This window comes from Asticcacaulis sp. P2_B1 (genome assembly GCF_056404915.1).
In genome coordinates this window covers 67,917-92,353 of record NZ_JBFUDD010000011.1, presented here as the reverse complement: position 1 = coordinate 92,353, position 24,437 = coordinate 67,917, and the positions used below count along the sequence as shown (strand labels likewise).

The following is a 24,437-nucleotide window of genomic DNA, read 5'->3' as shown; positions in this document are numbered from 1 at the left end:
TTGGAGCGCCGAATTCAGGTCGGATCCGCGCTCAAAGCAAAGACGCGCAGACGGTGGCCATCGCGATCGGCGGCGACAAAGGTAAAGCCGAAATCCATCTGCGTCGGTTCCTGGACAATATCCAGACCCAGGCCTCGCCATGTGGCGCAGGTGGCGCGAACGGCCTCGGCATCGGGCTCGCTGAAAGACAATTCAACCCCGCCAGGCGCCCTGGGCGACGGCTCGACGCCGCTCTTGATCCACAGGCCCAGCTTGAGCCCAGACGGCAAGACATAAAGGACGAAGGTCGGAGAATTTTCAACCGGCCGGACGCCGAGTATCCGGCTATAGGTCTCGGCGCTGACCGTAGGGTTGTCGACGGCAAGCAAAATATAGTTGAGTTCGGTCATGGTCGCCTCCTGTAATGACAGGTCAACGACTAGATGCTCCTGCTGCCAAATTTTGTCAGCATGGATCAGGATTTGGCAGATTCGCGCCCGTAATAGGTCATGAAGACATCGACGGCCAGATCGATCTTGCGGAACAGTTGCGCCTGGTCGGGCTCCGGCGCGATATTCATAATGCGCTTGAAATGGCTGTCACCCAGCAACAGGCTCTTCAGCACCGAGGTGGCTTCCTCGATATTGGGGGCATCGATCTGCCCCTTGTCATGCGCCGCCTGTAACAGGCCGTGCATGCTGGACGCGCCCTGGCTCTGCATGACATTATGGAACATCTGCGCCAGGTGCGGATTGCGGTGGCTTTCCTCGACGACCAGCTGGATAGTGCGGATGGTCGGATCCGACATGACCGCGCCCATCAGCGCCCGTGCCATCGCCGTCAGACTCTGGCGCAGGTCGTCGCTGCCGATATGGGCCTCGAACAGTTCCGCCATGCCGGCGCACTGTTCGCGGATGATCGCCTCGAACAACTCTTCCTTACTGTTGAAATAGGCATAGAGTGTCGCTTTCGAACCGCCGAGGCGGGCCGAAATCATCGACATGCTGGCGCCGGCATAACCGACTTCGTAAAAGACCGAACGCGCCACTTGAATAATGCGCTCGCGGCGCTGGTCGCGGAAGTTGACGGCGGGTGCGTCCATTTATTCCCTTAGGTACACTACTGACACTTTCCGGCATTTCCCTGCCGGAAAGGGCTTGTGAAAAAACTGTACCATACTGTACAGTTCAGGCTTGACATGAGTCGTACTCTAGCGCATTTAAATCAAACTGTACAGTACGGTTCACCTTTTTGTGTTGCAGGACCTCCCCCCTATGCACGCGCATCGCTATCCTTTTCCCCGCCCTGCAACCAGGGCCGTGCGATTTTTGTCATTCGCCGCCATCACCGCCCTGGTCGCCGGCTGCGCCAGCGTGCCGCCGTCGACTACGGTCGCGCCCTTGGCCGCCACGGATCTCGCCAGCACCGAGACCCTGGCCAGCCAGAATGGCGCCTGGCCGGCCACCAGCTGGTGGCAGGGTTTCAATGACCCGCAATTGAACGGCCTGATGGATGAGGCCCTTGCCCATTCGCCCAGCCTGCTGGCGGCCAAGGCGCGCCTCGACAAGGCCCAGGCACTCGAGGACCAGGTCCACGCCGCGCTGAAACCGACCCTGACGCTGAACGGCTCGGTGGTCGAAACCAAGCAGAGCCTTAATATGGGCTTCCCGCCGGCCTTCAAGGATTTCCTGCCGGGCGGCTACCTGCCCGAAGGCCGTTTCACCGTCGACGCCAATTACGATATCGATCTCTGGGGCAAGAGCCGCGCCGCCATCAAGGGGGCCGGCAGTCAGGCGCGCGCCGCCGAACTCGATACGGTCGTCGTGCGTCAGAATATCGCCACCGCCGTCGTCAATGCCTATGTCGAACTCAATCGTCTTTATGAGACGCGCGACGAACTGGCCCTGCTGAAGCAAGGCTCGGACATCAAGCTCGACCTCTATCAATCGCGCGCCGATCACAAGCTCGATGCCAAGGACGTACTGTTGGCCGCCCAAGACGATCAGGCCCAGATCGCCCAGCGTATCGCCGCCACCGACGGCGCCATCCGCATGCAGGCCAATGCCATCGCCGCCCTGGTCGGCGCCGGCCCCGATCGCGGCCTGACCATTGCGCGTCCGCAATTGGCGCCCGTCGATGTCAACACCCTGCCCGACAATGTGCCGCTCGATCTGATCGGGCGCCGCGCCGACATCGCCGCCGCCCGGCTGCGTATCGAAGCGCAAGGACAGAACATCAAATATACCCGCGCCGACTTTTATCCCAACCTGAAGCTCAACGCCTATTGGGGCATCCAGTCCCTGGGCCTGCAATATCTCGGTTCGCCGGATTCGCAGATCGGCTCGATCGGCCCGGCCATCAGCCTGCCGATCTTCAATGGTGGCCGTCTGCGCGCCGCCTATCGCGGCGCCGAAGCCGACTATAACGACGCCGTCGCCACCTATGACGACGCCCTGACCAAGGCCCTGCAACAGGTCGCCGACGCCGCCAGTGCGACGCAATCAACCGCCGGCGAACTGACAGCCGCGCAGGGACGCCGCGACAGCGCCGAAACCGCCTATGAATTGACCAAGGCGCGCTTTGCCAAGGGTCTCACCACCAAGATGGACGTCCTGACCGCCCACGCCAAGGTCGTCGCCATCGACTCATCCCTTACCGACCTTCGGGCGCAGGCTTATCGCGACCGCGTCACCTTCATCGCCGCCCTGGGCGGCGGCTTCCAATATCAGTAAATTCAGATCGAAAAGTACGACCATGGCCGATCAAAACGACACGAACGCTGCGCAAGAGCAATATAGCCCGCCCGTTTCCGGAGGCGGTAACGGCCCGACGCCACCACCCAAGCCCGTCAATTCGCCCAACCGCGGCCCGCTCTTCATGATCTTCGGCGGGGTAATCCTGCTGGCCGGCCTGTCCTACGGCGCCTATGTCATGATCGAAGGCGGCAAGACGGTCTCGACCGACAATGCCTATGTCGACGCCAGTTCGGCCGCCGTCACGCCGCTGATCTCGGCGCCGGTCAAGCAAGCCAACATAACCGACACCAAGCCGGTCCAACAGGGCGACATCCTGGTCGTCCTCGACGACACCGACGCGCAATTGGCCCTGGCCAGCGCCCAGGCCCAGCTCGACCAGGTGTCGCGCCAGGTCGGCACCTATTACAGCAATGACGCCACCTTGGGCGCCCAGGCCGACGCCGCCGGCGCCGGCGTCGCCAACGCCCAGGCCGCCCTCGACCACGCTCAGCAGGTCTATAACGACCGTCAGTCCCTGGTCGCTTCCGGCGCCGTGTCCGGTGAAGACGCGGCCGCCGCCAAGACTGCCGTCGATCAGGCCCAGGCCGCCCTCAACAACGCCGTAGCCAACGCCCAGGCCGCCAAGGCCCAGCGCGCCTCCAACGCCGCCCTGATCGCCGGCGTCGGCGTCCAGGACAATCCGACCGTCGTCGCGGCCCGCGTCAAGGTTCAACAGGCCCAGCTGGATCTCGACCGCACCGTCATCCGCGCGCCGATCTCCGGCGTCGTCGCCAAGAACACGGTCGAGATCGGCCAACGCGTTCAGGTCGGCCAACCCCTGATGAGCATCGTCCCGATCGACAATGCCTATGTCAACGCCAACTTCAAGGAAGTCCAGCTGAAGAAGGTGCGCATCGGCCAGCCCGTCATCCTGACCGCCGACACCTACGGCTCGTCGGTCAAGTATCACGGCAAGGTCGTCGGCCTGTCGTCCGGCACCGGTTCGTCCCAGGCGGTCATCCCGGCCCAGAACGCCACCGGCAACTGGATCAAGGTGGTGCAACGCCTGCCTGTGCGCATCTCGCTCGACCCCAAGGAACTGAAACAACACCCGCTGCGCGTCGGCATGAGCATGTCCGCCAAGATCGACGTCGCCAACTAGGCTACCCCACCACCGCATCCAGAAAGCTGCGCTTTCTTCGTGCGGTCCTCCTCCCCGGCAAGCGGGAGGCACAGGAAGAGACGCTCACCTGACGTGAACCTCCCCGCTTGCCGGGGAGGGGGACCGCCGCGCCTGCGCGGTGGTGGTGGGGTGACTTGCTTCTCTGACGCTTATTCGAAGAAGGACGATTGCGATGTCCAGCTCAGCCGCCACCGCCGATACGACCTATAAAGAACCCGTCCCCCTGACCGGCCTGACCCTGTGGCTGTGCGGCATCCTGCTCGCTATGGCCAATTTCGTCGCCATTCTCGACGTCTCGATCGCCAATGTCTCGGTACCCAATATCGCCGGCGCGCTCGGCGTGTCGACATCGCAGGGCACCTGGGTCATCACCTCCTACGCCGTCGCCGAAGCCATTTCGGTGCCGCTGACCGGCTGGCTGGCCTCGCGCTTCGGCACGGTCCGCGTCTTCTCCGTCGCCCTGATCGGCTTCGGCATCGCCTCCCTGCTGTGCGGCCTGTCGCCGACGCTCAACCTTCTGATCGTCGCCCGTATCATCCAGGGCTTCTGCGGCGGCCCCTTGATGCCGCTATCGCAAACCCTGTTGCTGACCATCTTCCCCAAGAAATTGCAGCCGGCCGCCATGGGCATCTGGGCCATCACCACCCTGGTGGCGCCGGTCGCCGGTCCGATGCTGGGCGGCGCCCTGTGCGACAGCTTCGGCTGGGGCTCGATCTTCCTCGTCAACGTCCCCGTCGCCATCGGCGCCGGCTTCCTGGTCTGGCGCTTCCTGTTCAGTCAGGAAACCCAGAAGACCAAGGCGCGCGTCGATACGGTCGGCCTGGCGTTGCTGGTCCTGTGGGTCGGCGCCTTGCAAATCATGCTCGATCTCGGCAAGGAAAACGACTGGTTCGAATCCCCCTTGATCATCGGCCTCGGCCTGACCGCCCTCGTCGGCTTTGTCGCCTTCCTGATCTGGGAGTTGACCGACGCCAATCCGATCGTCGATCTGAAAGTCTTCCGTCACCGTGGCTACAGCATCGCCATGCTATGTTTGGCCCTGATGATCGGCTCCTTCTTCGCCATCAATGTCATCGGACCGCTATGGCTGCAGAACAATCTCGGCTGGACGGCGACATGGGCGGGCAACGCCACCGGCATGGTCGGGGTCCTGGCCATCTTCGCCGCGCCGATCGCTGCCCAACTGGCGGTGAAATACGACCCGCGCAAGCTGATCTTCCTCGGCGTTATCTGGCTGGCCTTCGTCACCTTCCTGCGCAGCCAGGCCACGCCGGATATGAGTTTCGGCCAGATCGCCTTCCTGATCTTCCTGACCGGCGCCGGCATGCCCTTCTTCTTCATGCCGCTGATCCAGGTGTCGATGGGTTCGGTCGACCCGAGTGAAACCGCCAACGCCGCCGGCCTGCAAAACTTCATCCGCACCATGGCCGGTGCCGTCGCCACCTCGTTTGTCGCCACGATCTGGGAAAACAATGCCAATTCCAACCATGCCGACCTGGTTGCCGCGATTGCCGGCAGTAGCGCGGCCGGCGGTCAGGCGACGATCGACCAATTCACCCAAAGCGGCATGTCGCAAGAGGTCGCCACCTCAATGTTCGACCGCATGGTCAGCGGCCAGGCCCTGATGCTGTCGACCAACCAGGTCTTCCTCGGCGCCGCCTGCGTCTTCCTGGCCTGCGCTCTGGTGGTATGGATCATCCCGCGCCCCAAGGGTCCGGTCGATATGTCGAACGTCCACTAGGAACGGTTGAAGGCGCGACAATTATGCGTCCGCCTTTGCCACCTCCGACTACGGCGCGAAGCGCACAAAGTAGTATCCACAGATAAGCCAGATAAGCCAGATGGCGCTAGGCGCCTAAAGTTTGCCTGCGGCGCTAAGAAATTACCCTGAAATCTGTGCTGATCTGGCTTATCTGTGGATCCGGCCTTACTTCCATTTTGCGCGCCATATCCGCGAACCGAAACCCATGGCAATCCGTCGTTCAAATCCCGCCCGTTGCACAATCTTCCAACACGCGAAAAATCATTGCGTAAATTTCCCGCGCGATGCACTGGCAAATTGTGATCACAATGATAGGCTCCGGGCACACGTTTCGCCATGGACCTATTTAGATGACCCACAATAGCGATCTTGCCGCCCGCCGTTCCGCCGCCGTCGCGCGCGGCGTCGGCCACGCCACCACCCTCTATGCCGGCCGCGCCGAAAACGCCGAGCTGTGGGATGCCGACGGCAATCGCTTCATCGACTTCGCCGGAGGCATCGCCGTGCTCAATACCGGCCACCGCCACCCCAAGGTCCAGGCTGCGGCGCTCAACCAAATGAACGCCTTCACCCACACCGCCTTCCAGGTCGTGCCCTACGAGGCCTATATCGCGCTCGCCGAACGCATCAACGCCCTGGCGCCGATCGACGGCCCGGCCAAGTCGGTCTTCCTCACCACCGGCTCCGAAGCCGTCGAAAACGCCGTCAAGATCGCCCGCGCCTATATCAAGCGTGACGGCATTATCGCCTTCACCGGTGGCTTCCACGGCCGTACCGCCCTGACCTCGGCCCTGACCGGCAAGGTCGTGCCGTACAAGAAGGATCTGGGGCCGCAACAGCCCGGCGTCTATCACCTGCCTTTTCCGGTCGAGGCCCACGGCATCGACACCGACGATACCCTGAAAATGCTCGACTACCTGTTCAAGGCCGATATCGCGCCCGACGCCGTCGCCGCCATCATCATCGAGCCGGTCCAGGGCGAAGGCGGATTTCTCATCACGCCGCCGGAACTGATGCGGGCCTTGCGCCAACGCTGCGACGAACACGGCATCCTGTTGATCGCCGACGAGGTCCAGACCGGCTTCGGCCGCACCGGCAAGATGTTCGCCATGGAAAATTACGACGTCAAGCCCGACCTGATGACCATGGCCAAGTCCCTGGCCGGCGGCTACCCGCTGTCGGGCGTGGTCGGCCGCGCCGATGTCATGGACGCGCCCGTCGTCGGTGGCCTGGGCGGCACCTATGGCGGCAATCCGGTCGCCTGCGCCGCGGCCTTGGCCGTCCTCGATGTCATCGCCGAGGAAAACTTGCTCGATGCCGCCAACCGCCAGGGCGCCAGGATGAAGGCGCGCATCGAGGCGCTGAGCCAGCGCAACGACATCGTGCCGATCAGAGCCTTGCGCGGCCTGGGCGCCATGATTGCCTTCGATATCGTCACCGAACGCGGCGCCGATACGCCGGACGCCGTGACGACCAAGGCCGTCACCACCAAGGCCCAGGCCGAAGGCCTGATCCTGCTGTCGTGCGGCATCTATGGCAACACGATCCGCCTGCTGGCGCCGCTGACGGCGTCCGACGCCATCCTCGACGAAGGCCTCGACAAGCTGGAGGCCGCGCTCACGCTCTAACCCCTCACCAGGCCATGCGGTATCTTATTACCGCAAACTAGGGCACTGCATTAATGTCTGAAAACCTATTATTTTCAATGTAGTAACAGTTTTATTTAGCGCCATGACTACTGCATAAGGCCCCGGAAACACATGCGGCCGAAGCGGCCGCCGCAAGCCAAAAGAAACGCTTCCGTCTATAAAATGGATGGACATTGCCCTGTACCTGAACGCGTGTTAGCGTTATCCCCAATGGGCGGCCTCAAGGCCGCAGCGCTCTTCTGGGGAGATTCAGAGCCACATGTCCGCGTCCGAAGTTCGCGATGGCGCGCCGTCGCGTCGTATCCTTGTCGTTGGCGGTGGCACCGCCGGCTGGCTGACCGCCTGCTACCTGGCCAAGGTCCTGGGGTCGGACACCTGCGGCGGCCCCAGCATCACCCTGATCGAAAGCGCCGAGATCGGCGCCATCGGTGTCGGTGAAGGCACCTTCCCCACCATCCGCAACACCCTGCGCACCCTCGGCATCGATGAAGCGGCCTTCCTGCGCGGCGCCTCGGCGACCTTCAAGCAAGGCATCCATTTCGCCGACTGGCGCGTGACGCCCACGGATGGCCGGCACGAACATTACCTGCACCCCTTCGAGTCCCCCTATCATCTCGACAATATCGACCTAGTGCCCTACTGGCTGATGCAGGACGAGGCGACGCGCGACGCCTTCGCCGCCACCGTGACCTTCCAGAAGCGGGTCGCCGACGCCCAACGCGCTCCCAAGCGCCTGTTCGAGGGCGATTACAGCTCGCGCCTCAGCTACGCCTACCATTTCGACGCCACCCATTTCGCCCGCGTCCTGGCGACCCGGGCTCGCGAACTGGGCGTCGTCCACCTGACCGGCGAAATTTCCGATGTCCATCTCGACGATACCGGCGCCATCGGCTCCCTGACATCGCCCCAGCATGGCGAACTGACCGCCGACCTCTACGTCGATTGCACCGGCTTTGCTTCCCTGCTGATCGGCAAAACCCTGAACTCACCCTTTGTCTCCGTCCGCTCCAACCTGTTCGCCGACCGCGCCGTCGCCTGTCAGGTGCCCTATGCCGAGCCCGACGCACCGATCAACAGCTTTACCGTGTCGACGGCCCATGAAGCCGGCTGGACCTGGGATATCGGCCTCAACAGCCGCCGCGGCATCGGCTATGTCTATTCCAGCGACCACACGACCGACGACCGCGCCGAAGAGGTCCTGCGCGGCTATGTCGGTCCGGCGGCCGACGGCGTTACCCCCCGCTGCATCAAATTCAACGCCGGCTACCGCGAAAGCCAGTGGATCAAGAACTGCGTCGCCGTCGGCCTGTCGGCCAGCTTCCTCGAACCCCTGGAATCGACCGGGATCGTGCTGATCGAGATCGCCGCCGGCTATATCGCCGAATTCCTGCCGCCGGCCGGCCCCGTCGACGTGCCGGCGCCCCATTTCAACCGGCTGATGAAGACGCGCTGCGAGAAGATCGTTAACTTCCTCAAGCTGCACTACTGCCTGAGCCAGCGCACCGAGCCTTTCTGGCGCGACAATGCCGATGCGCGGTCCGTGCCCGAGGAACTGACCTATATGCTGGAAATGTGGAAACAGCGGCCGCCGGCCCGCTTCGACTTCCTGCTTGACGTCGAAAGCTTTGCCCACTTCAACTATCAATACATCCTCTACGGCATGGGCTTCCGCACCGACCTCAGCGCCGCCCATTCCACCTATCGCGAGACCGAAGCCGCCGCCAAGACCTTTGCCAAGCTGACGCATTTCGGTGAACTGGCCACCCGCGATTTGCCGTCGCATCGTGAGATGGTCGACCAGGTCTATGCCCACGGCTTCAGCCCGCGCCCGGCCGACCGCTTTGTCGGCATGAATCGGCGATAGCTTTTAAACCAACGGACAATGATCTTGGCTCATTTGCCGTTGGCAGCGGGCAAGCGCCCGCCCGAGCCGTTGCGAGGAGCCATGCGGCGCTTGAGCTGAAAAAACCGGACACCTTTGGGCATCTTCAATGACCAAAGGTATCAGGTCGCCTGAAGGAAGAGATTCCCCGTCAGCCGGCCCTTGCGCGGGTCGGGGTTGAAATCAAAGCCCGCCGGAATCTGCCCGGAATGCAGCAGGGCGCCCTGATAGATCAGCATGCGGTTGAAATGGCCTTCGAAATTGGCGATCCGTTCGAAGGCCTCAGTCGAGTCGTCGATATAGGCGACCGCGGGCGGGCCGTAGGCGCGGGCGTCCTCGTCGAGGCCGTCGCGGAAGGTCGGATGGCGCTCGGCCGTGATCATTTCAAAGCCGGTGCGGCGGTGGCGGTAAAAGCCCGTGCCGCCCTTATTCGGGCGGCTGAGATAGTGCAGTACGGCGAAATTGCTCAGGTCGAAGGTATCGAAATGCGGCACGCGCTGGATCATCTGGATATTTTCCGGACGCTGGGTCACCATGGAAAATCCGGCTTCGGTGATGCGGAAACGCGGGACGCCGAAAAGCTGGTTCAGCATCGGCGCGATCACATCGCAGATATAGTCGAAATATTGGAATGCCACTTCGTCCGGCGTCACCAGACGACGGCGCCCAGGATAATAGTGATTGGCGACCTCAGGAAACGGCGCCAGGGACGCCGCCATATCGACCACCTGTCCGGCATTGGCCATGAAATCGTCGATGACGACGACACGACTGCGCTCGGCGCCGATGTCATGGCTGGTAACTTTCATGGCAGAATCCACAGACCAAATTACAGACTGCCGAGGCTTAGCGCAAAGATCGCCAAATGCCTATAGGCGCCCCTATGGACAAAGACCGCTCGATCTGGTGTATCGGGAGGCATGTCCGCCCCCGACCTGACCTTTAATCCCAAAGCTCGCATAGAGGTGCGCCGTCCCGGCCGGGAAAACATGCCGGTCCTCATCATCGACGACGTGCTCCTGCACCCGGAACAGATGGTGGCCTATGCTGTCGCCGACGGCCGGTTCGAAGCGCCGCCCGAAGGTTCCTACTACCCCGGCCTCAATGGCAAACTGCCCCCCACCTACGGTCCGGCCCTGATCTCGGCCTTGCGGCCGGCCCTGCAAGGCCTTTTCGCTATCGGCACGCAAGAACGCCTGGAATATGAAGGCTTTTTCGGCTTGAGCACCTTCGGCGCCGAACAGCTGGCGCCGTTGCAAACCATTCCGCATTTCGATTCCAACAATCCGAAACGCCTGGCCATGGTGCATTATTTCTGCGGCCCGCCCTTCGAAGGCACGGCCTTTTACCGCCATGAAGCCACCGGCTTCGAATCGGTCAATGGCGGGCGGGTCGATCGCTACCGCACCGTCGTTTTCGAGGAGTTAGAGGCGCGGCCGCGTCACGACTATATCGGCGACGGCAGCGAGCATTACAGCCGGATCGACCAGGTCGACGCCCGTTTCAACCGTCTGGTCCTCTACAGCACGACCATGCTCCATTCGGGCCTTCTGGCCAACGCGCCCCTCAGCGCCGACCCGGCCAAGGGCCGCCTGACCGCCAACGGTTTCGTTGAAATCTACCGCCCTTAAACTTTTTCCATGGCCGGCGCAGCGCAGTGGCTGGCGATAAAGGCATTGTGGGCGGGCAGGCTATCGACCCGGCTGGTGATCTGGGTGCGCAGGCGCGACAACCGCAGCTTCAGTTCGTCGCTGGAAATGACGTCGGCGACCGGATGATGGTCGCGCGGCACCAAGCCCTGGCCCAGCAGGACCGCGAACCAGCTCGGTTCCTTGAACAGCTCCGTCATGGCGACATTGGCGTGGCCCTGGCTGGCGAAGATTTCCAGGCGGGTCTTCAGGCTGTCGGGGATGTCCATATATTTGCACTGTTTCCAGAACGGCGTGTCCTCGCGTTCGGTCACCTTGTAGTGGGCAATCAGGAAGTCCTTGACGTTGACATAGTCGGCCACGACGATACGGTTATATTCCGCGATGACGGCGTCGTTGAATTCCTGCCGCGGCATCATGGCGATGAACCGCGTCAGGCAGGATTGCACCAGGTGGATCGAGGTCGATTCCAACGGCTCCAGGAAGCCGCTGGCCAAGCCCAAGGCCACGACATTCTTGTTCCACACCTTGCGGCGGTGACCGGTGACGAAGCGCAGGACCTTGGGGTCCTTCAACGGCTTGCCGTCCAGCCGCGTCAGTAGTTTTTCGCAGGCCTCGTCCTCGCTGATGAAATCGTTGCAGAAAACGTAACCATTGCCGGTCCGGTGCTGGAGCGGAATACGCCACTGCCAGCCGGCCTCACGCGAGGTTGAGCGCGTATAGGGGGTGATGGGCGCATCCTCGGAGGTGCCGGGGATCTTGGCCTTCTCGCACGGTACCGCGGCGGCGCGATTGCACGGCAGCCACTGACTCCAGTCCTCGTAACCGCTCTTCAGGGTCTGTTCGATCAGCAGACCACGGAAGCCCGAGCAATCGAAAAACAAATCGCCGGCGATGACGCGACCGTCCTCGGTCGCCACCGACTGGATGAAGCCGCTCTCGCTGTCCTGACGGACTTCGCTGATTTTGCCTTCGATGCGTACGACACCGCGCTTTTCGCTGTAACGGCGCAAAAAGGCGGCATATTGCGAGGCATCGAACTGGAAAGCGTAATTGATCTTGGGCAGGGGCGAGGCATCGTTCTTGGGCGTCCGTCCGAACTTGAATTCCCGCGCCGCCATGGTTTCGGCGTTGAAACGGCCGAAATCGGCATTGCCGCCCATGCGCGCCATGCGCAGCCAGTAGGCATTGAAGCCAATGCCGTCCATATCCTGGCCGTACATGCCGAAGGGGTGGAAGTAGGTCTCGCCGACGCGGCGCCAATCGACGAACTCGATACCCAGCTTGAAGGTGGCATTGGTTTCGCGGATGAACTCGTCCTCGTCCAGTCCCAACACGTCATTGAACAGCATGATCGGCGGAATGGTCGCTTCACCGACCCCGACCGTCCCGATTTCCTCGGATTCGATCAGGGTGATATCGAAATTTTGCGTGCCGAGCGTTTTCGACAACATGGCTGCCGTCATCCAACCCGCGGTGCCGCCGCCGACGATTACGATTTTGCGTATGGGACCAGATGTCATGCGGGCAGGCTTTCAAACAGGGAACAAGGGAGGTGTTACTCAGGCAAAATCGCGGCTGGCGAACATTTCGATATAGGCGTCATGTGAGCTCATATCTTCGACCTTTTGCCGGATGAATCCAAGTATCTGCTGGACGTGGCGGATAGCCGCATCCTGGTCCGTCAGATCGACCAGAGGATCGTAGACGCGCGGAATGCAGCCATGGCCGATAAAGACCGACAGCCAGTCATCCGACTGGAAGGTCTCGTCGTCATACAGCACGACCGTGCCACGCGCCTTGAACTGCTCGATCTTGTAATCGAGCATCTCCGGCACGGCCATGTCGCGCAACATGTCCCACCGGCGGCTGCCCGGAACCTTGTTGAGCTTGAAATGAGTGATCTGGAAGTCGCGCAGGCGTTCCAGCGAACTGCGTATGACGCGATTATAGTCCTTGGCCTCGACAGCGCAGTCGCTATCGAGCGGAAAAAGGGTAATCAGGTGGGCGAGGCCCATCTGCAGGCTGTGCAGGCCGAGATTGTCGATCGGGTCGAAGACGCACACCGCTTCACCGACGGCGACGCAATTACCGACCCAAGCCGAAGTTCGCCGGCCCGGGCTCAGCGGCGTAACCGTCGCATCCGGCGCCACGCGCGTCCCTGCCGTCACTGCGACGGCCTGAAAGGCCTCATCGTCGCTCATGTCGCGGCCGCCATAGGCATAGACCAGGCCCAGCATATCCTGGGTCGGGGTGACATGCAGGCACCCGCCCTGGACGGCACGGACTTGTGAGAAGGACGGCAAGCTACGCAGACGCTCGCCGGCCACCGCCAACAGCCGGTCGGCCGGAAACCAGTGCGCCCAGCTGTCGACCGGCGTCTCCAGGGCTCCGCCCAGCAACAGACTATCGGCGCCGGTGGCATCGATGAACAGGTCACCTTCGACCCGCCGACCGTCGCCCAGGGTCAGGGCCTGGATATGACCGGTTTGTGCATCGTGCTCGATGCCCAGATGGCGCGCCGTCGTCACGACCGCGCCGCGACGCAGGGCGTGTGCCTTGAGATAGCGGACATAGGCCGCCGCATTGAGATGATAGGCGTAATCACAGCGCGCAAAACTGCTGATGTCGGAATCGGCGGCGAAGAACTTGCCTTGCTTGGCGGCGACGGCGACCAGGGAGAAGTCTTCGAAGGCCACATTCATCCCGGCCTGGCGCGCCTTGACCCAGACCTGATGGAAGGCGACCTTGCCCAGCGAAGCGCCATGGCTGCCGTAAGGGTGCAGGAAAGGCGGCGCGGCGCCTGAGAAGTTGGCGAAGCTCTGGCCCAGGCTATAGATGCCGGCTGTGGCTTTAAGGACCTCGTGCTCGTCGAAACCCAGCAAGCGATGAAACGCCTCAAGGGCTGGTTGACTGGCCACGACATCCTGGACGCGCAGCAGGGTCGGAAGCTCCACTACCTCGACCTTCAGACCGCTGGCCTGGAAGGCTTTCAACAAGGCGTTGGCGGACAGCCAGGCCGCGGCATCGCGACCGGCGATGACGACTTTTTTGATGGAGGCCGCCGTCATTGCGCCTGCTCCAACTTGCCAGCCACAATGTCCGACTTCACGGCGCAATAGTCGTGGATAAAGGCGGCGTGCGATTGCATCAGGTCAACACCGCTGTTGATGCGGTTTTTCATTTCGCCAAGCTTGTCGACAACGGTACTGTCATCGAAATTGTCGCCGAGACGATCATAACCGGCAGGCAGGACATCCTGACCGGTAAAGACCGCCAGCCAACTGGCTGGTGAAAACAGCCCGTCCTTATAGCGAACGATATGCCCGCGGCGTTTGAACTGCTCGATCTTGGCCGTCAAACTGTCCGGCACCGGCATGTTGCGCGTATAGGCCCACAACTCGCCATCGTCGCGGCTGTTGGCGTGATAATGCAGGATGAGGAAGTCGCGCACCCGGTCATATTCGTTGTCGACAAGACGGTTGAACTCATCGCGCAGGTGCGGATCGATCACCTTCTGCGGCCATAATTGCAGGAGGTTGGTGACGGCGATCTGCGCCAGATAGATGCTGGTCGATTCCAGCGGCTCGAGGAAACCGCTGGCCAGCCCCATCGCGATACAATTCTTCGTCCACGACTTTTCCCGGCGTCCGGCCCGGAAGCGCAACGGCCTCGGATCGGCGAGCGCCTTGCCGTCGAGATTTCCGACCAGACGACGGGCTGCGTCTTCGTCGCTAATGAAGGCGCTGCTGTAGACATAGCCGTTACCCGTGCGGTGTTGAAGCGGGATACGCCATTGCCAGCCGGCTTCCAGGGCCGTCGAGCGCGTATAGGGCGTCAGGCTGAAATCTTCGTCCGTCCCCGAAGACGGAACCGCTTCACACGGGACGGCCATGGCGCGATCGCACGGCAGCCATTGGGCCCAATCCTGCCAGCCGACGTTCAGTGCGCCGCCGGTCAGCAGGCTGCGGAAACCAGAGCAGTCGATGAACAGGTCGCCCGTGACCACTTCCCCCGAATCGAGGACGACGGCCGCGATATTGCCGCTGCCGGCATCGACGCGGACATCGACGACCTTGCCATCGGTCCGCCGCAGGCCGCGTGCTTCGGCAAAGCGGCGCAAAAAGGGAGCATAAAGGCCAGCGTCGAAATGGTAGGCGTACGAATAGGTCGACTTGATCGAGGCGATATCTTCGGAAGGGAAATCGAACTTCTGCCGGCGCGCCGCGACAATGGCGTAAGAATAGTCGTCCAGCGGCGCCGTAATGCCCAATTGACGGCCCCGCGTCCAGACGTGATGAAACTCTGTCCCCGATAAAGGCTGCCCGAAGGCGCCGAAGGGGTGAACATAGCTGTTGCCGATCTTTCCCCAATCGACGAATTCGATCCCCAGCTTGAAGGTCGCGCGCGTCTCGCGCATGAATTCCGCTTCGTTGATGCCGAGCAGGTCGTTGAAATCCTTGATATGAGGCAGGGTAGCTTCGCCGACACCGACTATGCCGATGTCGCTCGATTCAATCAGCCGGACCGTCGCCATGGCGCCGTCACGGCCCACCTTCATGATATGAGCCAAGGCGGCACCGCACATCCATCCGGATGTTCCGCCACCGACAATGACCACGTTCAAAGGAGCGTTCATGCGTCTCTCAACCTGTGCGGACCGCCGACCCCGGCCGCCCGTCTTCTATTTACCCGCTTCAATTTGCAAGGGCCGCGCGGGTTTACAAGTGAAATGTGCATCACTCTGTTATCAAGCCCCCAAAATAACAAACGCGCCGCGGTTACCCGCAGCGCGTCTGCCGTTAGTAAGTCTGGGCCGCCTTAGTACTTGAGGCGGATACCGACCTGGACGCGACGGTCGTTCTTGAAGGCACCGTTCGGCATCAGCTTGCGCGGGGCATTCGGCGTAGCGCCAGCGATGTCACCTTCAACCTGTTCGAACAGAACCGTATCGGTGCCCGTGAGGTTGTTGCCTTCCAGGCTGACTTCGATGTTGTCGTTGATCTTGTAACGGACCGAACCATCGAGGAAGCCCTGGCTACCTTGCCAGACCGGCAGACCGACGCAGCAGTCGGCGGCCGTGACGAGGTACTTTTCACGCCAGTTGTAAGCCAGGCGCAATGCCCACGGACCCTTTTCGTACATACCGATCAGGTTGTAGGAATTGTCCGACAGGCCTTCCAGAGCGTGCGGGTTGATCGCGGTTTGAGCCTGCGGAATACCACCGGCGCCCGTGTTCGTACCACCGTCACCCGACACATTGGAGATGTTGGTGTTGGTGATGCCCGAATTGCTCAGGTGGGTGTAGTTGGCTTGAATACCGAAGCCGTCGAACGGAGCCGGCAGGAAGTCGAAGAAGCGTTGATAAGCGACTTCGAAGCCCTTGATCTTGGCGCCATCGGCATTGATCGGACCATTGACCTTGATGGTCTCGGTGACACCGTTATTGGTGAAGTTGGTCGTGTAGTTACCGAACTGGATGTAGTTGTCGAACTTCTTGTAGAACAGGTCGAAGCTGAACGAACCCACGGACGCGAAGTAATTTTCCAGCACGATATCGAACTGGTCGGCCGTCGTCGACTTCAGGTACGGGTTACCCGCCGAAGCCGTCAACAAAGGCTTGTAGTCGACATTCTTACCCGACGAGTCCTTGATACAACGCTCAGGGCTGGTCGTACAGGTCAGATCTATCTGCGGGCTGCCGATTGCGATGAAGTTCTTCAGGTAGCCCATGTCGGGACGCGACATGGCACGCGAAGCCGCAAAGCGCAGAATCCAGGTGTCGCTCAGATTGAACTTCACGTTGAAGCTCGGCAAGAAGTTGATATGCGTCTTGTCCGAAGTCTGGGCCTTGCCGGTACCGGTCGAGAACAGTACGGCATTATTGATATTGGTCGCGCCCGGAGTACCGATCAAGCAGCCGAGCTGGCGGTCTGCCGGTTGCGGGTTAGGACCACCGATGACGCAGGTCAGAGAGCTCAACCATTGCTGGGTCGGATAGGTGATATAACCATCGGTCTGGTCGGTCGTTTGAACCCAGCGCAGGCCCACATTTCCGGAGACCGTTTTGCCGAACAGCATCTTGTCGCCGCCGCCGAACTTCAGCATCAGATAAGCCGCCTGGGTCTTTTCAGACACCGAGCTGGTTTCCTGTTGCAGGTAGCAGGTGTTGGCAACGCGGTTGGCACGCATACACAGAGGCGTCCAGCCGGGGAAGCCGAGCGCACCGGCATTCATCGCCTTGGCAAAGCCCTCGCGGTCCTTGATGGCGTCCATCTTGGTGAAGACGAACTCTTGCTTGTTCATCAGGCCGCCGCCGAGGAGATCTTCGCCGAAGCTGTGGGTCTCATAGACCTTCGGATAGCAGTGAACGCTGCCATTGTTATAGTTCGCGTTGACCGAGTAGCACGAGTCGATCGACGGGCTGCTGTTCCACGGCTGGGTGATGCTCTGCCAGTTATAGGTCGACCAGCGAATGGTTTGTTCGCGGTCGGCGTAACGGACGCCGGCCTTCAGGGAGTCGAGCCAGCCGCCGCCTTCGAAGGAATATTGGCCTTCGAGCTTGGTGGCGATTTCGTGGCCTTCGCTGGTTTCAGCGTGGTCCATCAAATCGTTGGTGTGGTAGTTCTGCTGGTTCGACAAGAAACCCGACGAAGCGGCAAAGTTGTCGCTGGCATCCGGCTGAGTGAAGGTCAGGTGCGGATATTTGCCGGTGAAGTCGAACTTGGTGCGGGCATAGCTGGCCGTATCGGCAGTCATGTCATAGTTATCGACCGTCGAATGGACATACTGGACGTCGAAGTTGATCTTCAGCTTTTCGGTCGGATCCCACTTGAAGTTGAAGGACGTATCTTCCGTGCCTTCCTCGGTCGTCGCATAACGCGTACCGGTTCCGACGCTGGCTGCCTGACGGCATTGCGCATCGGTCTTGCCGGCCCAGTCATAGCAACCCGAGAAGAAGGGCTGACCCTGGTCGTTCATGCCGAACGGACCATTGGCCGAGCTGTCGAGCAGCTTGGATGTCATGGTGCCGGTCTGGAAGAAGCCGTTTTCGTCGAAAGTGAACGAGGTGCCAGCCAGGGGCTCGACAATCGTCTTGTCGGTATAGACGTTCGACGGAACGACTTGCCACATACCGAAGGCGCCGGCCGAGAGATAGTGTTCTTCCCAGCTATTGTCGTACTTCGAGTTGTTATATTGCAAGGTCGCGACCATGGTGTGGTCGTGGTTCTGCCATTGGGCCGCGGCCGCAATACCCTTACGGGTCCGTGTATAGAGGTTGTCGTGGAACGTCAGGTTGGTCGGAATATAGACCTTGCCTGGCGTATTGAAGACGCTCTTGTCGAAAATGCCGATGCGGCCGTACTGAACGCCCTGCGAATCAGTCTTGACCAACGAATAGGCGGCATTCAGCATGATGCCGAATTCACCGACTTCCGTATCCCAGCGGTTGGAATAGATACCGGAGATGGCCGGCGTCGTTTGCTTCGACAAATCGTTATAAACGGCATCGGCCGACAGAGCTATCAACCGGCCCTTGGAATCGAAAGGCACGCGTGTGCGCAGATCGATCGAGCCGGCGATGCCGCCTTCGATCAGGTCAGCCGTCTGGTTCTTATAGGTGTCGACACGAGCCATCAATTCGGGCGAAACGTCACCCCAAGACAGACCGCGCGACGAGTTGGCCGAGAAGGTGTCGCGGCCATTGAATTCCGAACGCACCTGCGACAGGCCGCGGACGAGAACGCCAGACGGTTCGGCCGAGAAGTGGGCCGTGTCGCCCGTGGCGGCAAAGCGGGAAACCGTGATACCGGCGACGCGTTGCAGCGCTTCGGCGACGGACTTGTCCGGGAAGGCCCCGATATCGTTGGCAGTGATCGAATCGACAACCGTATCGGCATCGCGCTTGATCTGCTGCGCAGTCTTCAGAGAGCGGCGTACCCCTACGACCACAACCTCTTGCGCATCACTTGCTGCCGGCTCAGTCGCCGCCGGCGCGGCGTCTTGCGCGAAAGCGGGACCCGCCAGCGTCGCCGCCATCGCGGTTAGCGCTACCACCGATACGCCGCCTTTAAGCATCAGCCCGAACTGGGCCTTGGAACTTTTCATACTTCTTCTCCCTAATTGTCTTTACGACAGGCCCGAGATCCTGCCGGTGAGACCGTTGTTACAAAACAGCAACCCTGACGATGGTAAAGCGCTTTGGTAAACAGGTCCTGACTGGGCGTAATTTTTTTAAACGCTCAGCTCCCGCCTCCCTTTCGTGACATTTTTTGACTCATTGGTCAAAAATTTGCCGTGACACATGGGGGTAGCGACAGTGTGGAATCCGGTGTGAACTTTGTGACGCTTCTCGACCTGATTAATTATTTCGTCTTTATTTGTTATATAAAACCTCTGCAAATATCCAGCAGCTTTATGAACTTTTCGCCACAATCGCCGCGCATAATGGCACGAATGCAACACCTGCAACACCATCAGGCGCTATTTTCGGACAACCAAGTCCACAGCTGGATCGCCGAGCAAAACAACCACCACCTGTATATGTTATGTTATAGATGATGTAATCTTGGGCTGTTGAAATTATCCGGTCGCGCAAAATACCTTTAAATTAAAGGGCTTTTCCTTCCCGCCCAGCAATCATCGTCGTGGATGCAGGGACACAGATGTCGTTGCATCCATGCACCTATGCAAATCTTTCGATTGTATTTCACCCTTCGGCCCAACCAACCGGCCTTGGATTGGTCTGTTGCCATAATTCGCCGCAATTTGGCCGCCGAGACCCGGCCTTGTCATCCTTGATACCATGATTTACGACAAAACTCCCACGCGACGAGGTTCTTGATATGTCCGGCCTGCCCCCGATTCCCACCGTCAAGGCATTGGAAGCGCTCTCTGCACAATCGTTTGCGGCCGAGATTTTGCCAGCCGCCCAACCGATCCTGATCAAGGGATTGGTCGCGAAATGGCCGGCGGTCGCCGCAGCGCGGCATGGTGCCCGCGATATTGCCGCCTACATCAAGGCTATGGATAACGGCCAACCGACGACCGTCCTCGAAGCCACATCTGCCGTCAAAGGCCGCTTCGCCTACGCAGCCGATATGCACGAATTCAATTTCAACAAGCGTTTCAAGTCGATTTCCGCCGGGATCGACCAGATCCTCGCCGTCGTCGATCATCCGAACCCGCCTTATACCTATATCCAGTCAAGCATCATTCGCGACTTCCTGCCGCGCTTTGCCGGCGAAAATCCCAATCCCATCCTGCCACCAACGATCGCTCCGCGTATCTGGATCAGCAATGCCACACGGGCGCAAACCCATAACGATAACGACCACAATATCGCCTGCGTCGTTGCGGGACACCGCCGCTTCACGCTTTTTCCGCCGGAGCAAGTGGCCAACCTCTATATCGGCCCCATGGACCACACGCCATCTGGCCGCGCTATATCCCTGGCCAGTCTCGAAGAGTCCGATTTCGAACGCTACCCCAAACTGGCTGAAGCTTTGAAATACGCCCAGGTCGCCGATATGGAGCCGGGCGATGCCCTCTATGTCCCGAAATACTGGTGGCATCACGTCCAGTCACTCGACACCTTCAACATCCTGGTCAATTATTGGTGGGGCAATAGCGCCAACACCGCGGACAATCCGATGTCAGCCTTCCTGGCCGCCCTGATCGCGCTCAAGGACATTTCGCCGGCCGACAAGGTCTATTGGAAGGCCATGTTCGATAACTACATCTTTCAGATCCACGGCGATCCCGTTGCTCATATCCCACGCGACCATCAGGGCGGATTGGGTCCGCTCTCAGCGCGTACGCGCGCCGAGTTGCTCAAGAGCTTGCAACAAATCGTCAATGGCAAGGGGTGAAGGTTTCATTTGTCATCGCTTTTGCCTGTGCTATTCTGAAGCGCCGTGTACGGACGATCCAGTTGCACCGCTATCTTGCCCTTTTTATTCTCGCCCTTCTGGCCCTGACATCGCCCGCCGACGCCCAGACGCACCGGGCGCGCTTCCATCCGCATGCCATCCCCAACTACCAATCGGTCAACGACCTCGGCATTCCGGTCCAGGCCGCCATCGCTGCCGCCCGCCAAGGTAAGCGTGTCCTTGTCGTCTTCGACATCGATAACACCCTGCTGACCATGCCGCAGGACCTCGGCAGCGACACATGGTTCAACTGGCAAAAGTCGCTCGACGATCCCAGTACACCGCAAGGCAAGGCCGCGTTTCAAAAACTGATCACCGATAACGCCGCCCTGCTGCAACTCGGCCAGATGGTACCGACCCAGCCCGACACCGCCGTCCTGATCGATAGTCTCCAGGCCGCCCATATCCCCATCTATGCCCTGAGCGCTCGCGGTTCCGATCTGCGCGGCGCCACCGAAGGCGCCCTGGCCAGGGCCGGCATCGATCTCAGTTCGGCACCCGAATGCGGGCCGCCGCTGTGCGTCCGCCGTGGCAAGCTGAGCGACGCCCAAATCCGCGCCGCCGCCCGCCGTCTGCATCTCAAGGTCCAAGCCCAGCCCTTCTACCCCGTTACCGTATCCGACGGCGTCATGATGGCGTCCGGTCAGGACAAGGGCTTTCTCCTGCACCTGCTGCTGAGTTCCTTGCCGGCGCGTTACACCGACGTCTATTTTGTCGACGACACCTTCCATAATATTACAGACGTCCAGGCTGCCGCACCGCTGATTTCGGCGAGGATCCATCCCTATAGCTATGAACGCTTCTGGCCGGACGCGGCCGATTTTATGAAAGACCAGGCGCGCCAGATTAAGGCGACCGAGGATTTTTCGCACGTTAAGGAGACGCTGTGCTCGGCTATGCAGGCAGCCCTATGTATCACACCCTTTGAAGGCGCAGGCGAAGAAAAGTAAGCGCCTCCGGCGGCGAGGGCCACAGGCCCTCGACCCATAACTTAAGTGGGACAGGCGGCGCCGGGCTGGGTTTCGATCAGGCGGACATCATAGACGGTCACGTCGAGCGTTCCGGGGGTCGCGAGATGGGCGACGCTTGGAGTCTTGGACAGGTCCTGGCCGGCAGCGAAGCACGACAAGGGTACGTTCACCGTGACCTCGCCCGGCGTCAGCAGCTTGGTCACCGGAACAGTACCGGCGCCGGCTCCTAACACCACACCAGCCGAAGGGGCCGAATTGACCTTCATCCGCACACTGAGCATCATGGCGCCGTTGGCCTCGCGCGCAATGTCCGAAGGCGCGTCCGCTGCCACCTCGAACCAGGCGTCCTTTTTGCCGCCCCACACGACGTTGACGCCGCCGTCAGCCGGCTGCATCACGATCGCTGCAGATCCGTACAGCACCGTTTTCGTTCCGACATAGGCCATGCGCGGTACATTGGCGTCGCCGATGAACAGCTGATAGCCGTTCCACACATCGCCCCCAATACTTCCCTTCTTACCAGTCACATAGACATTCTTCTCGCCGTATTTGACTTTGCCGGCCACCTCGGCCAACTCGCCCGTGACCGCCGGCGCGGCATAGCTTAAGCCGAAACCATAGGCGAACTGCGGGTCATAATTAGCGTCGCCGACATTGAGCGGAGTCTGATCCGGCCGCTTCGGCCACGAAAAGCTGAGCTTGCCGGTGAAGTCCTGTTTGCCCAACAGGACATCGGCGACGCCCTCGCCTTCCGATCCCGGCAGCCAGGCGGCGACAAAGGCATCGGCCGCATTGATCTGCGGATTGACGTAGAGCGGGCGGCCGGACAACATCACCGCCACGGTCGGAATACCTTGCGCTTTCAGGCGCTTCAGCATTTCCAGGCTTTCGACATTGTCATGGTGCAGGGCGACGTCGGACTGGTCGCCCATGAATTCGGCATAGGGCGTTTCGCCGAAGACGACGATGGCCACGTCAGGCTTTTGCGGACTGGTGCCGTCCGGGCTATACAGGGCCTGGCCGCCGGAGGCTTCGATCTGCGCCTTCAAGCCTTCATAGATCGATGTGGCGCCGGGAAAATCGGCCGGGCCGTTGTCGGCGCCTTGCCAGCTCAGGGTCCAGCCGCCCGACTGCATGGCGACATTGTTGGCGCCGTCACCGGCGATCAATACGGTAGCACTGGCCTTGATCGGCAAAACGCCATTGTTCTTCAGCAGGACCAGCGATTCCGCCACCGCTTGCCGCGCAATGGCCCGATGCTCCGGCGTGCCGATGGGCCTGAACGTATTCGGCCGCAGATTCGGCGCTGGCTCGTCGAACACGCCCATGCGGTATTTCACGCGCAGGATCCGTCGCACAGCGTCATCGAGGCGCGCTTTCGGGATGGTGCCGTCATTCACTTCGCGGATCAGATTGGCGTACAATTCCTTCCAGCCCTGGGGCTCATTAAAAATATCGAGCCCGGCGTTGAAGGCGGTAGCGCAGTCGGTATTGCTGCAACCCGGAATTTGACCGTGCGCCAGCCAGTCGCCCATGATGAAGCCGTCAAAGCCCATTTGGTCCTTCAGGATGGTCGTCATCAACGCCTTGTTGGCGTGCATCTTGACGCCGTGCCAGCTATTATAAGACGCCATGATCGACTGCGTGCCGGCATCGATCGCGGATTTGTAACCAATGCCGTGGATGGTCGCCAGTTCCTGCTCGCTGACCAGGGAATCGCCCTGGTCGCGCCCGCCCGAGGTCGAGCCGTCGCCCAGGAAATGCTTAGCTGTCGAAATAACATGGTCCTTGTCGAGGAAGGTCGCGCCCTGGCCTTCCAGTCCGGCGACCATGGCAGCGGCATATTCGGAGACGATCTTCGGATCCTCGGAATAGCTTTCGTAACTGCGGCCCCAGCGATCGTCGCGCGCCACGGCGATGGTCGGGGCAAACGACCAGTCCATGCCTGTCGAGCGCACTTCGGCTGCGGTCGCTTCGCCGATCTTCCGGATCAGGGCCGGGTCGTGGGCGGCGCCCAGGCCGACATTATGCGGAAAAAGCGTGGCGCCATAGACATTGTTATGGCCGTGGACGGCGTCGGAAGCCCAGATCAGCGGGATCGTGACATTCTGGCCAGGCGCCATGGACGCATCGTAATAGGGCTCGATCAAATCGACCCAATCCTTGACGGTGGAATGTTTGTTGCCGCCCGGCACGGCGCCGCCGCCGTTTTCGATCGAGCCGATGTGATACTGCGTCACCTCTTCCGGCTTGATCGACTTCCATTCCGGCTGGATGACCTGGCCGACCTTTTCCTCGACCGTCATCTTTTTCAACAGAGCATCGATCTTCGCCTCGATAGCCGGATCGAGCCCTATCGGCGATTTACCAACTGGCCACAGTTTGGGATGCACGACATTGGGATCGATGGGCTTGGCCGCCTGGGCCATCTGCGTTGAGGCGATCAGCAGGGCGGCAAGCGAGATCGCGCCCCTAAAAATGCGGGAGGATTTCATAGTCGGCTCCTTGGACGTGTCTTCTCTGATAAGTTTTGTTTTTTGTCAGATAGCCACGTTGACAGCGCTGTCGTCAAGCGCTTTGATGGCTTGACAGTCAGGCGGCACGCTCCTTATTCAGGTCACCACATAAAAGAATTTCCGGCCTAGCCGGCAAGCACACGCGTGCGCCCGAGCCTTGCGAGGAGCCCCGGGGGGAC

Annotated in this window: 16 protein-coding genes; 8 read left to right on the top strand and 8 right to left on the bottom strand. The window is 60.7% G+C overall.

What is annotated here, in order from left to right; translation table 11 throughout:
- Window positions 1–14: 14 nt before the first annotated feature.
- Window positions 15–389, bottom strand: a complete 375-nt coding sequence (locus AC1DX3_RS19045) for a VOC family protein (RefSeq protein WP_476990913.1) — start codon at window positions 387–389, stop codon at window positions 15–17.
- Window positions 390–454: 65 nt separating this feature from the next.
- Window positions 455–1,081 carry a TetR/AcrR family transcriptional regulator gene (locus AC1DX3_RS19040; RefSeq protein ID WP_476990912.1) on the bottom strand — a complete coding sequence of 209 codons (627 nt, stop codon included), beginning with the start codon at window positions 1,079–1,081 and terminating at the stop codon, window positions 455–457.
- 217 nt (window positions 1,082–1,298) lie between these two features.
- On the opposite strand from AC1DX3_RS19040, the gene AC1DX3_RS19035 reads away from it, so the two are divergent.
- The 5 genes from AC1DX3_RS19035 (at window position 1,299) to AC1DX3_RS19015 (ending at window position 9,172) form a co-directional block, all read left to right on the top strand.
- Window positions 1,299–2,711 carry an efflux transporter outer membrane subunit gene (locus AC1DX3_RS19035; protein ID WP_476990911.1) on the top strand — a complete coding sequence of 471 codons (1,413 nt, stop codon included), beginning with the start codon at window positions 1,299–1,301 and terminating at the stop codon, window positions 2,709–2,711.
- A 22-nt stretch (window positions 2,712–2,733) separates the two neighbouring features.
- Complete coding sequence (locus AC1DX3_RS19030) at window positions 2,734–3,876, top strand: EmrA/EmrK family multidrug efflux transporter periplasmic adaptor subunit (protein WP_476990910.1); 1,143 nt, start codon at window positions 2,734–2,736, stop codon at window positions 3,874–3,876.
- A 193-nt stretch (window positions 3,877–4,069) separates the two neighbouring features.
- Window positions 4,070–5,638, top strand: a complete 1,569-nt coding sequence (locus AC1DX3_RS19025; protein WP_476990909.1) for a DHA2 family efflux MFS transporter permease subunit — start codon at window positions 4,070–4,072, stop codon at window positions 5,636–5,638.
- 371 nt (window positions 5,639–6,009) lie between these two features.
- Complete coding sequence (gabT, locus tag AC1DX3_RS19020) at window positions 6,010–7,287, top strand: 4-aminobutyrate--2-oxoglutarate transaminase (RefSeq protein ID WP_476990908.1); 1,278 nt, start codon at window positions 6,010–6,012, stop codon at window positions 7,285–7,287.
- Window positions 7,288–7,567: 280 nt separating this feature from the next.
- Window positions 7,568–9,172, top strand: coding sequence for a tryptophan halogenase family protein (locus AC1DX3_RS19015; protein ID WP_476990907.1), 1,605 nt, complete (start codon window positions 7,568–7,570; stop codon window positions 9,170–9,172).
- A gap of 140 nt (window positions 9,173–9,312) precedes the next feature.
- On the opposite strand, the gene AC1DX3_RS19010 is transcribed toward AC1DX3_RS19015, so the two are convergent.
- A complete protein-coding gene (locus tag AC1DX3_RS19010; RefSeq protein ID WP_476990906.1) occupies window positions 9,313–9,999 on the bottom strand; it encodes a DUF6445 family protein in 687 nt (228 codons plus the stop codon).
- Window positions 10,000–10,110: 111 nt separating this feature from the next.
- Here AC1DX3_RS19010 and AC1DX3_RS19005 point away from each other — a divergent pair, with 111 nt between their 5' ends.
- Complete coding sequence (locus AC1DX3_RS19005; RefSeq protein WP_476990905.1) at window positions 10,111–10,821, top strand: DUF6445 family protein; 711 nt, start codon at window positions 10,111–10,113, stop codon at window positions 10,819–10,821.
- On the opposite strand, the gene AC1DX3_RS19000 is transcribed toward AC1DX3_RS19005, so the two are convergent.
- From AC1DX3_RS19000 to AC1DX3_RS18985, 4 genes are all read right to left on the bottom strand, one after another.
- The gene (locus AC1DX3_RS19000) at window positions 10,818–12,362 is read right to left on the bottom strand and encodes a tryptophan halogenase family protein (RefSeq protein ID WP_476990904.1); all 1,545 of its coding nucleotides are present in this window, start codon (window positions 12,360–12,362) and stop codon (window positions 10,818–10,820) included. The genes AC1DX3_RS19005 and AC1DX3_RS19000 overlap by 4 nt on opposite strands.
- Window positions 12,363–12,401: 39 nt before the next feature.
- On the bottom strand, window positions 12,402–13,910 hold the full coding sequence (locus AC1DX3_RS18995; RefSeq protein WP_476990903.1) for a tryptophan halogenase family protein: 1,509 nt from the start codon (window positions 13,908–13,910) through the stop codon (window positions 12,402–12,404).
- Window positions 13,907–15,478 (bottom strand): tryptophan halogenase family protein, encoded by a 1,572-nt coding sequence (locus tag AC1DX3_RS18990; RefSeq protein ID WP_476990902.1) that lies wholly within the window; start codon window positions 15,476–15,478, stop codon window positions 13,907–13,909. Before AC1DX3_RS18990 ends, AC1DX3_RS18995 begins: the two co-directional genes overlap by 4 nt.
- Window positions 15,479–15,660: 182 nt before the next feature.
- Window positions 15,661–18,948 carry a TonB-dependent receptor gene (locus AC1DX3_RS18985; protein ID WP_476990901.1) on the bottom strand — a complete coding sequence of 1,096 codons (3,288 nt, stop codon included), beginning with the start codon at window positions 18,946–18,948 and terminating at the stop codon, window positions 15,661–15,663.
- Window positions 18,949–19,685: 737 nt separating this feature from the next.
- Between AC1DX3_RS18985 and AC1DX3_RS18980 the strand changes: the two genes are divergently transcribed.
- Entirely contained in the window at window positions 19,686–20,711 is a 1,026-nt protein-coding gene (locus tag AC1DX3_RS18980) for a cupin-like domain-containing protein (RefSeq protein ID WP_476990900.1), read from the top strand.
- The gene (locus AC1DX3_RS18975; protein ID WP_476990899.1) at window positions 20,708–21,721 is read left to right on the top strand and encodes a DUF2608 domain-containing protein; all 1,014 of its coding nucleotides are present in this window, start codon (window positions 20,708–20,710) and stop codon (window positions 21,719–21,721) included. The genes AC1DX3_RS18980 and AC1DX3_RS18975 overlap by 4 nt, the downstream gene beginning before the upstream one ends.
- A 41-nt stretch (window positions 21,722–21,762) precedes the next feature.
- Here AC1DX3_RS18975 and AC1DX3_RS18970 read toward each other — a convergent pair whose 3' ends face one another.
- Entirely contained in the window at window positions 21,763–24,237 is a 2,475-nt protein-coding gene (locus AC1DX3_RS18970) for a glycoside hydrolase family 3 protein (RefSeq protein ID WP_476990898.1), read from the bottom strand.
- Window positions 24,238–24,437 lie beyond the last annotated feature (200 nt).